This window comes from Rhodococcus sp. EPR-134 (assembly GCF_001647205.1).
Classification (GTDB): domain Bacteria; phylum Actinomycetota; class Actinomycetes; order Mycobacteriales; family Mycobacteriaceae; genus Rhodococcus_F; species Rhodococcus_F qingshengii.
The window spans coordinates 1-9,965 of record NZ_LVCT01000345.1 but is presented as its reverse complement, the minus strand read 5'-3'; the positions used below and the strand labels follow the sequence as shown (position 1 = coordinate 9,965).

General features: G+C 62.3%; 7 protein-coding genes. 3 read left to right on the top strand and 4 right to left on the bottom strand.

Going from position 1 to position 9,965, the window contains the following annotated elements:
- The first annotated feature begins 71 nt into the window (after window positions 1-71).
- Window positions 72-1,505 (top strand): uracil-xanthine permease family protein, encoded by a 1,434-nt coding sequence (locus A2J01_RS15505; protein WP_003946008.1) that lies wholly within the window; start codon window positions 72-74, stop codon window positions 1,503-1,505.
- An 87-nt stretch (window positions 1,506-1,592) separates the two neighbouring features.
- Here A2J01_RS15505 and A2J01_RS15500 read toward each other — a convergent pair whose 3' ends face one another.
- The 4 genes from A2J01_RS15500 to upp form a co-directional block, all read right to left on the bottom strand.
- Window positions 1,593-3,104, bottom strand: a complete 1,512-nt coding sequence (locus tag A2J01_RS15500) for a carboxyl transferase domain-containing protein (RefSeq protein WP_064113050.1) — start codon at window positions 3,102-3,104, stop codon at window positions 1,593-1,595.
- Window positions 3,101-4,327, bottom strand: a complete 1,227-nt coding sequence (locus tag A2J01_RS15495; RefSeq protein WP_064113049.1) for a CaiB/BaiF CoA transferase family protein — start codon at window positions 4,325-4,327, stop codon at window positions 3,101-3,103. Before A2J01_RS15495 ends, A2J01_RS15500 begins: the two co-directional genes overlap by 4 nt.
- A gap of 289 nt (window positions 4,328-4,616) precedes the next feature.
- Window positions 4,617-6,314, bottom strand: coding sequence for a PucR family transcriptional regulator (locus A2J01_RS15490; RefSeq protein ID WP_064113048.1), 1,698 nt, complete (start codon window positions 6,312-6,314; stop codon window positions 4,617-4,619).
- A 92-nt stretch (window positions 6,315-6,406) separates the two neighbouring features.
- Window positions 6,407-7,030, bottom strand: coding sequence for a uracil phosphoribosyltransferase (upp, locus tag A2J01_RS15485; RefSeq protein WP_007735207.1), 624 nt, complete (start codon window positions 7,028-7,030; stop codon window positions 6,407-6,409).
- 223 nt (window positions 7,031-7,253) lie between these two features.
- On the opposite strand from upp, the gene A2J01_RS15480 reads away from it, so the two are divergent.
- The gene (locus tag A2J01_RS15480) at window positions 7,254-8,363 is read left to right on the top strand and encodes a ring-opening amidohydrolase (RefSeq protein WP_007735206.1); all 1,110 of its coding nucleotides are present in this window, start codon (window positions 7,254-7,256) and stop codon (window positions 8,361-8,363) included.
- Between the two features lie 84 nt (window positions 8,364-8,447).
- Window positions 8,448-9,926, top strand: coding sequence for an amidase (locus tag A2J01_RS15475; protein WP_064113047.1), 1,479 nt, complete (start codon window positions 8,448-8,450; stop codon window positions 9,924-9,926).
- Window positions 9,927-9,965: the final 39 nt, after the last annotated feature.

Below are 9,965 nucleotides of genomic sequence, written 5' to 3'. Positions count from 1 at the left end.
CAGTCACGGTGTTTTGTGAGCTGGAGCACACTCAGCGTTCGGACACCTTCCTCTGCACGAAAGGTCCCATCATGCCGATTTGGACGTTGCACGGAGATGGAAAGAACATCAAACCGGGTGAAGTGGTCGCTCCCGGCGAGCGGCTCAGCTGGGGAAGAACCATCGGGCTGGGCAGCCAGCACGTGGTGTCGATGTTCGGCGCGACGTTCGTCTTCCCGATCATCATGGGGCTCAATCCTCAACTTGCCGTGATGATGTCGGGTTTCTGTACGCTCTTCTTCCTGCTGGTGGTCAAGGGACGCATTCCCAGCTACCTCGGAACGTCGGCGGCCTTTGTCGGTGGTATCGCCGCCATTCGCGCCCAGGGCGGAACGTCCGCCGAGGTGACCGGCGCGATCCTGGTGTCCGGACTCGTCCTGGCGGCCATCGGTATCGCGATCCACTTCCTCGGTGGCCGGGTCGTATTCAAGGTTCTTCCCCCGGTGGTGACCGGCGCGGTGGTGATGTTGATCGGATTCAACCTGGCACCCGTCGTCGCGGGGCTGTACTGGCCGCAGGACCAGTGGGTGGCCCTGATCGTCATGGTGGCCCTGATCGTCATGAGTATCGCGTTACGCGGCTTCATGGCGCGCATCGCCATCTTCCTGGCGCTGATCTTCGGCTACGTCCTCTCCTGGATCCTCGACCGGGTCTCGGGGACGATCACCTCCTACGACGCAGGCACCGGTCAGATCACCGAGCACTTCCGCGTCAACTGGGATTCGGTGCAGTCGGCGTCGTGGTTCGGGCTTCCTCCGTTCTCGGACGAGGCCAACGGAATCGTCGGCATCCACGCTCCGTCGTTCAGCCTCACGTTCATCATCCTGGTCCTTCCGGGTGTCATCGCGTTGATCGCGGAGAACGCGGGCCACGTCAAGGCCGTGGCCGAGATGACCGGGGACGACCTCGACCCGTACATGGGACGTGCGCTCGCCGGTGACGGTTTCGCCACCGCTATCGCCAGCAGCGTCGGCGGTTCGCCCACCACGACGTACGCCGAGAACATCGGTGTCATGGCAGCGACCCGTGTGTACTCCACCGCCGCCTACGCGGTTGCCGGCATCGTCGCCATGATGCTCGGCTTCTCCCCCAAGTTCGGTGCCGTCATCTCGGCGACGCCCGGCGGTGTTCTCGGCGGAATCACCGTGGTGCTCTACGGCATGATCGGCCTTCTCGGCGCCAAGATCTGGAAGGAGAACGGCGTCGACTTCGGCAATCCGCTCAACCTGATGCCGATCGCGGCCGGTCTGATCATCGGTATCGGCGACACGGCCCTGAAGTTCAGTGACACGTTCTCGCTCAGCGGCATCGCGCTCGGCACCATCGTCGTGATCGGGATGTACCACCTGTGCCAGTTCATCGGTTCGAAGAACCCGGAACTGAATGCGAAGAATCCGGAACCGAACAAGCCGGATTCGAAGACTCCCGGCGGCGATCGGGAGGAACCCGCCAAGCAACTCACGTGACGCTTGGCTGAGTGTGCTCGATCGACGAAGGCCGGACATCCTCCGCGGAGGATGTCCGGCCTTTCCGGTGTTCTGGGTACTGATCGATCAGACGGAGGTACTGGCTTCGACCAGGCCGATACGGTCGATGCGTTCGGTGCGGGTGTTGAGCCGTTCAGTCGCATCGGTAGCACTGAGCACGCTCAGCTCGTAGTGCAGTACCGCTCCGACGCGAGTGCAGAAGGCGGCGGATTCGTCCGCGGCATCGGGAAATTCGGGGATGACCCGATCGACGATGCCGCCCGCGAGCAGATCGAAGGACCTGATCCCTTGACCGGCTGCCATGTCCGGCGCGTGCGTGACGTCGTGGAACATGATCGCGCTCGCACCTTCGGGAGGTAAGGGCGAGAGCCAACCGTGGCGGGCCGCCAGCACTCGATCGGCCGGAATCAGTGCCAGGGCGCCGCCGCCCGTGCCCTGCCCGAGCAGGAGGGAAATGGTGGGGACCTCGAGTGAAATCATGTCGGCTATGCACCGAGCGATCTCGCCCGCCAGTCCGCCTTCTTCGGCCTCCTTCGACAGTGCCGCGCCCGCTGTGTCGATGATCGTCACCAGCGGCAGGTCGAGTTCTGCGGCCAGCCGCATCCCTCGCCGAGCCTCCCGCAGAGCGCCGGGGCCGAGTGGGGAGTGAGCAGTCTGTCCGCGCCGGTCCTGTCCGAGAAGGACGCAGGGCATGTCGCCGAAGCGAACGAGCGCGAGCATGATGCCGGGATCGTTCTCGCCTTGGCCGGTTCCGTTGAGCGGGAGCATGTCCGAGGCGGAATTGAGCAACACTTCCCGTATCCCCGGTCGGTCTTCGCGCCGGGATGCGACGACGGATTCCCACGCCGACGTATCGGGTGGGCAATCGTACGAGCACGGGTCACTGGGCAATAAGTACCCACGATGCGCCCCGGTGATGATGCGCAATGCGCGTTCGACGATTTCGGCGAGCTGGTCTGGCGGCCGCACTGCATCGATGAGTCCGTGCTCGTGAAGGTTCTCCGCTGTCTGGACACCGGCGGGGAAAGGTGAGTTGTACAAGGCCTCGAACACTCGAGGGCCGAGGAATCCGACGAGGGCCCCCGGTTCCGCGATCGTCACGTGACCGAGTGATCCCCAGGACGCGAATACGCCTCCGGTGGTGGGGTTTCGGAGATAGACGATGTAGGGCAGGTGCGCTTCTTTGTGCTTGATGAGCGCCGCGGTGATCTTGACCATCTGCAAAAACGCCGTCGTCCCCTCCTGCATACGCGTTCCCCCGGACGTGGGAAGCGCAAGAAGGGGCAGCTGCTCTTGGGTGGCTCGACGGATGGCGACGACGAGGCGTTCTCCCGCCGCCACGCCGATCGAACCACAGAGAAAACCGAACTCGCAGACGATGATTGCCACACGGCGGCCTCGGACGGAGGCGCTTCCGGTCAGGACGGACTCGTCGAGCCCGGTCTTCTCCTGGGCCCGCAGAAGTGCTTCGGCGTAGTCGGAGTCGGTCGCGACGGGAATCGGAGGGGTATCCCACGACTCCCAGGTGCCGGCATCGATCACCAGGTCGAGCAAGTCGCGAGCCGTCAGGCGGCTCATCGGGTGAATCCTTGTAGCCACGACATGATTTCGTCAGTGTCTTCACCGAGAACCGGAGGTGCAGTGTGGCGGGTCTCCGTCACCTCGGTTCCGTCCGGATCGAAAAATCGTAGCGGTGGACCGGGCAGTGTGATGTTTCCGAGCGTGCTGTGGTCGACGTCGACGAGCAATCCCTGTGATCGGGTCTGCTCCCATTCGTACACTTCGGAGATCGTCCGAACCCGTCCTGCCGGTACTCCGATGCGGTCGAGTTCGGTCAGAAGCTCGTCACGCGAGTACGGCTTGAAGGTACGTTCGATCAATTCGACGACCTGGAAATGATTTTCGACGCGTTCGGCGTTTGTTGCCATACCCGGGGCGTCAGGGTCGAGGTCGAATCCTTCGCAGAATCTTCTCCACAGGCTTTCGCTGCCGACCGAGCTCTGCACTGCGCCATCGCCGGTACGAAAGAGTCCGTACGGTGCGATGGAGGGATGGTGGTTGCCCTGCGCTGTGCCTACCTCACCGGCGACGGTCCACTTCGTTCCTTGAAACGCGTGAACACCGACCACGCTGGCCAAGAGCGACGTTCGGACAACGCGGCCTTTCCCCGTCTGTTCGCGTTCCTTCAAAGCCGCGACGACACCGAACGCCCCGTACATTCCGGCGAGAAGATCGGCGATCGGAACTCCGACTCGTTGAACGTCGTCCGGACTCGAGCCGGTCAGCGACATGAGTCCGGCTTCCCCCTGGGCGATCTGGTCGTAGCCGGCGCGACCGCCTTCCGGGCCGTCGTGGCCGAAACCGCTGATGGACAGAACGATCAGTCGAGGATTGAGTTCGGCCAGCCGCTCGGTCGAGAATCCGAGTCGATCGAGAACTCCGGTGCGGAAGTTCTCCATGAGAACATCGGCGCGGCAGACGAGATCTTCGAGGGTCGCGCGCCCACTGTCGGATTTCAGATCGAGCGTGATCGACTTCTTGTTCCGGTTCGTGGACAGAAAATACGTCGATTCCCGTTGTGTGTTCGGTGGTTCCAACGTGGGCTCCACAAAAGGCGGCCCCCACCCACGGGTGTCGTCGCCGCCGTGAGGTGATTCGACCTTGATCACGTCGGCACCCAGATCGCCGAGCATCATTGCCGCGTGAGGACCCGCGAGTGCGCGCGTGAGGTCGACGACTATCACGTCGTGTAACGGACCACTACGAGCACTTGTGTTGTGAGGCTTCGAAGTCGAGTTCATGTCGCACCGCCGTGTTCTGGTGTAATTGGCTGAGCCAGTTGGTGGTTGAGGCCTCCGTAGTTCGGTCGACTCCGGTCCGCTGGACCGAGAAACCGGCCAGGGCCACTGAAGGAGGTATGTGCGGCCCGTCTTTCGAACCGTAAGCGGGCACCGGTGAACGGCACATGGGTAACCTTGCCGACGACGGGTGTCAGTGGTGGGTAAGAAGTGACGAACGCTCACCGGGCGGCGCGATTGCGGTTGTATCGAAACGTTATCGGGACGTTCTGTCAGCTCATATCGTGCGAAGTCATGACATTTCGTGCATCTTCATGACCTGCAGGGCGAGTGAGACGTTCAATCGAAGGACGGGGTCGTCGGTGAACGATCCGACGGCGCTCTCCAGCTTTCCGATTCTGTAACGCAAAGTGTTGTAGTGCATGTGCAGCGCCCGGGAGGCCTCGGCGACATTGCAATTGCAGTCGAGCAGGGTCTGGAGTGTCAGACGCAGGTCAGCGGCTTCGGCGTTGTCCGCCGACAAGGACTTCAGAACGTCATCGGTGAACGAACGCAGTTCGCTCTTGTCCGTCTGGAGCGAGAGGAGTCGGTGTACACCGAGTTCGTCGAAGTGTGCGATCTGCCCCGGCCCGTTGATACGTCGGCCGACGACCACGGCTGTACAGGCTTGGTCGTAGGCCGCGGGTAGATCGGCCAGGGAGTAGATCACCCGGCTCACTCCCGTGCTGAAGGATCGGCGGCCGCTGGTGCGATCGCCGGCAACCTTGCGCACCAACCCTTCGATGTCCCGAACCGCACGGTCGGTGCTGGTCGGGAAAAGCGTGACCACCTCGTGTCGAAACCCGACGGACGGCGCCGTCCGCTCGTGTGTTCGTACCACTTGTTGCCAGCCGTCGCTGAGTCGATCTTGGTCCGTGCGAGTGGAATTCGCGTGCTGGGATTCCGGGTGATCGACGTCGAGTTCTGCAACCACAACGGCAAGTGGACGAGTGACATCCCACCCCAACTGGGTGAAGTGCGCGCTCACTTCCGCAGGCGAGCCGGCTTCGCCTATCAGTGCGTCGCGGAGGAAGTCTCCGCGGAACTTGGATTCCACTGCCGCAACTGCCAGCTGTTTGGTGACGGCCAGCGCGGCAACGGTGGCCGCTCGCTCCAGCGCTTGAACGACAACTGCGCCGAGTTCGTGGGTGCCGGCGTACGCCACCATCCGGCCGTGGTCGGTGCCGCCGGCCACCACTCGGGTGAGCGCCAACTGGCCGGGAAATCCCTTGGGCGCGTTCTGTAAACCGACGGCGACCCGCTCGGTCAGGAACCGACCGGTGCTTTCGAACAACGGAAGCGCATTCAGCGCGGCTGAATCCCCGGCCTCGGTCAATACCCTTCCGTCCGGCGAGCAGATCAGAACGCTGACGTCGAAAAGCGCGGCGAATTCTGCGGCAATCTGAGGTAGATCGCCACCTTCCAAGACGATCGACGTCAACGAGCGGTGAAGTCGATCGGCAATGTCGAGTGCCGCGGACTGCTTCGCCACCAACTTGGTGAAGACCTCCGAGATCACCTCGTCGAATCCCGCGGTGACGGGAAGAACCAACAGCGGAAGCCCTCGCTGCTCTGCCATGTGCAGCATCGCCTCGGGCAGCTCGTCGAGATAACGGCCCGTTTTCACGGCAAGTGCCGCGACTCCTCGACGTGCAAGACCGTCGACGAGGTCACTGAGATCTGTGTCGTCGAGAAGCTCGCCGGTTCGCCCGTAGCGCAGCGGGAACCCGGTTGTCACTAACAACTCGTTCGGCTTCACCCAAGCGAGGATGTCCGGTACTTCCATCACGTTCACCGATTGAACGAGGTGGCGCAAGCCCCCGTGCCCGGCAAGGACTTCGGCTCCACGCAGACTGGGCAGCTCGAGGACATCCCGAACTGTGAGTCTGTAGTCGCCACCTTCTGGCAAATGTTGAAGCTCTTCGCTCGAATATTTGGCAGATCTATCCATGTCGCGAGACTACGCTCGATCTCGCAGTGAACATTGTCAACAGTTGACGAAAATAGCCTCTCGGAATGAGCGGTTCTCCGTATGTCTGCCAACTACCGCGGCCCGAATTGGCGATCGCCCGCGTCTCCGAGTCCAGGTATCAGGAAAGCATTTTCGTTCAGGCCGTCGTCGATGCTCGCTGTGAGGAGCCGGACCGGATGTCCGGAGTTCTTCAGTGCTTCGATCCCTTCCGGAGCCACGACGACACATATTGCAGTCACATCGGTGGCTCCGCGTGCAATGAGCAGATCGATTGTGCGGACGATGGATCCACCGGTCGCCAACATCGGATCGAGGACGTAGACGGGGGTGCTCGACAGATCAGCAGGCAGGGACTCCAGATACGGAACCGGCTGGTGTGTCTTCTCGTCTCGTGCCATTCCCACGAAACCGACGCCTGCCTGCGGAATGAGGGCACTCGCCTGTTCGACCATGCCGAGGCCCGCTCGCAAGACCGGGACCAGGAGTGGTGGATTCGCCAGCCGCACCCCCAGCGTCGGAGCAACTGGCGTCTCGATGTCGAACTGTTCCAGTTCTGCGCCGCGCATGGCCTCGTAGACCAACATATGGGTCAGTCTGCGCAAGGCGGACCGGAACGTTGCGTTGTCGCTGCGAGCGTCGCGCATGGTCGTGAGCAGCGATGCCGCCAGCGGATGGTCGACAACAGTGGTGTCCATGGTCGAATCGTAAGTGAGAACCGATGGGGCGGCGCACAACCGGTGATTCGGAGTCGAAATAACCAATCGCGGTTTTCGTTTGGGCAAGTATTGACGATGCCGATGGGTTCGAGTCGTCATAGCGTGGTCGACACGGCAGTTCCGAACCGCTCGGCTGGACTGGGCGCCCGGAGCTGTCAAGGCCCAATTTTGCCTCCACGATTCCCTATACAAGGAGATGCCAATGCCCGAAGCAATCGAGGTCCGTAAGGTTCCGCTACACAGCGTCTCCGACGCCAGTGAGCTCGCCAAGCTGATCGACGACGGTGTCCTCGAGGCCGACCGCGTCATTGCAGTCATCGGCAAAACCGAGGGTAACGGCGGCGTCAACGACTACACGCGCATCATCGCGGACCGAGCGTTCCGAGAGGTTCTCTCCGCCAAGGGTAATCGCAGCCCCGAAGAAGTGGCGGAGGTGCCGATCGTCTGGTCCGGCGGCACGGACGGCGTGATCAGCCCGCACGCGACGATCTTCGCGACCGTGCCGGCAGACAAGGTCACCAAGACCGACGAGCCGCGCCTGACCGTGGGTGTCGCCATGAGTGAGCAACTGCTGCCCGAGGACATCGGCCGTACGGCCATGATCACCAAAGTTGCTGCGGCAGTGAAAGACGCGATGGCCAATGCCGGCATCACCGATCCCGCCGACGTGCACTACGTACAGACCAAGACTCCGTTGCTGACAATTCACACCATCCGTGACGCCAAGAGCCGCGGCAAGACTGTGTGGACCGAACAGACTCATGAGTCGATGGACCTGTCCAACGGCGGAACGGCTCTGGGGATCGCGGTTGCGCTCGGCGAAATCGACATGCCGACCGACGAGGATGTCATGCACAGCCGCGAACTCTTCTCCTCTGTCGCATCCTGCTCGTCCGGCGTCGAGTTGGACCGCGCGCAGATCGTCGTCGTCGGTAACGCACGTGGCGTCGGCGGACGTTACCGGATCGGCCACAGCGTGATGAAGGATCCGCTCGACCAGGACGGCATCTGGGCGGCGATCCGTGACGCCGGACTCGAACTTCCGGAGCGGCCGCACTCGAGCGACCTGGACGGTCAACTCGTCAACGTGTTCTTGAAGTGCGAGGCCAGTCAGGACGGAACGGTCCGTGGCCGTCGTAATGCGATGCTCGACGACTCCGACGTGCACTGGCACCGCCAGATCAAGTCGTGTGTCGGCGGAGTCACGGCAGCTGTCACCGGCGATCCGGCAGTGTTCGTCTCGGTATCGGCAGCGCACCAGGGTCCCGAGGGCGGCGGCCCAGTCGCTGCCATCGTCGATCTCGGTCAGTAGTAGGCAAGAACCTCGCTGGAAACCTCGACAGTGGCGGCGAGTCCGCCGCGGCGTACCCCACTTCACTGCTTGAAAGGATTCACGATGGTTCATGCTGCTGACCCTGTCGACGAGAGCGTTTCCGGTGCGCCCGAGAATCGCGAACTCGTCATGGCCGATGCGGTCACGCTCAGTGGTCTGATACGCAGGCGTGAAGTGTCGTGTGTCGAGGTGATGGAGAGCTTCCTCGATCAGATCGAATTACATAACCCGGCGGTGAACGCGATCGTCGCATTGCGGGATCGGGAAGCGTTGACGGCGGAGGCGCGCGAGCGTGATTCGCAGTTGGCGAGTGGGCAGTATCTCGGTTGGATGCACGGGTTTCCGCATGCGGTGAAGGATCTTTCGGCAGCCAAGGGTCTGCCGTTCACGTCCGGGTCGCCGATGTTCGCGGACCGAATCGCCGAAGATGACGAACTGTTCGTCAAGCGGATCAGGTCTGCCGGTGCCATTGTGATCGGCAAGACGAACACACCGGAGTTCGGGCTCGGATCCCAGACGTACAACCCGGTGTGGGGTACGACGGTGTCGCCGTACGACAATTCGCGCACTGCCGGCGGTAGCAGCGGTGGCGCCGCAGCGTCGTTGGCGCTCCGCATGTTGCCGGTGGCTGACGGAAGCGATTACATGGGTTCGCTCCGAAACCCGTCGGCATTCAACAACGTTGTTGGGTTTCGACCATCCTGGGGTCGGATACCGGAGACGGGATTCATCGCTCAGGGCGCTGTTGTGGGCCCGATGGGCCGAACCGTCACCGACGTGGCTCACCTGCTTTCCACGATGGCGGGGCCGGATGCTTATGCACCGTTGGGGATTCGTGAGGATCCCGCGGTATTCACCGAAAGCCTCGCACGTGATCTGAAGGGCTCTCGGATCGCATGGGTCGGTGACTGGAACGGTTACCTGGCAACCGAACCTGGAGTTCTCGAGTTGTGCGAATCCTCGTTCGAGGTCTTCGAACAGTTGGGGTGCCGCGTCGAGGCGGCGCTTCCCGACTTCAAACCCGAGGACATCTGGCAACTGTTCTTGCGGTGGCGTTGGTGGGCACAGCTCGGCTTGATCGATCAGTACAACGATCCGAGCTTGCGCGAGTTGATGAAGCCCGAACTGTTGTGGGAACTCGAGCACGCGGTCACACTGTCGGCTCTCGACGTGACCAAGGCCGCGGAGGCCCGCAACGGCTGGCTGTCGGCCATTACCAAGATGTTCGAAACCTACGACTACATTCTCGCGCCGAGTGCTCAGGTGTTTCCTTTCGACAAGAACACTCACTGGCCCGAGACCGTCGACGGCCGATCGATGGACACGTATCACCGGTGGATGGAGACGGTTGTTCCCTGGACGATGGCCGGGGTTCCGGTTGCGGGGATGCCGGTCGGCTTCGACGATCGTTCGCTTCCCATGGGTATCCAGATCATCGGTCGGCACGGAGCCGACTTGGACGTACTCCAACTCGCCTACGCATTCGAGCAGGCAACCCAGTGGGTCGAGCGGGTTCTTCCGCCCGCACTCCGCGTGAACTGACCGATCTATTTCGAACGTATCCAGTTGGGAGAGAAAGAC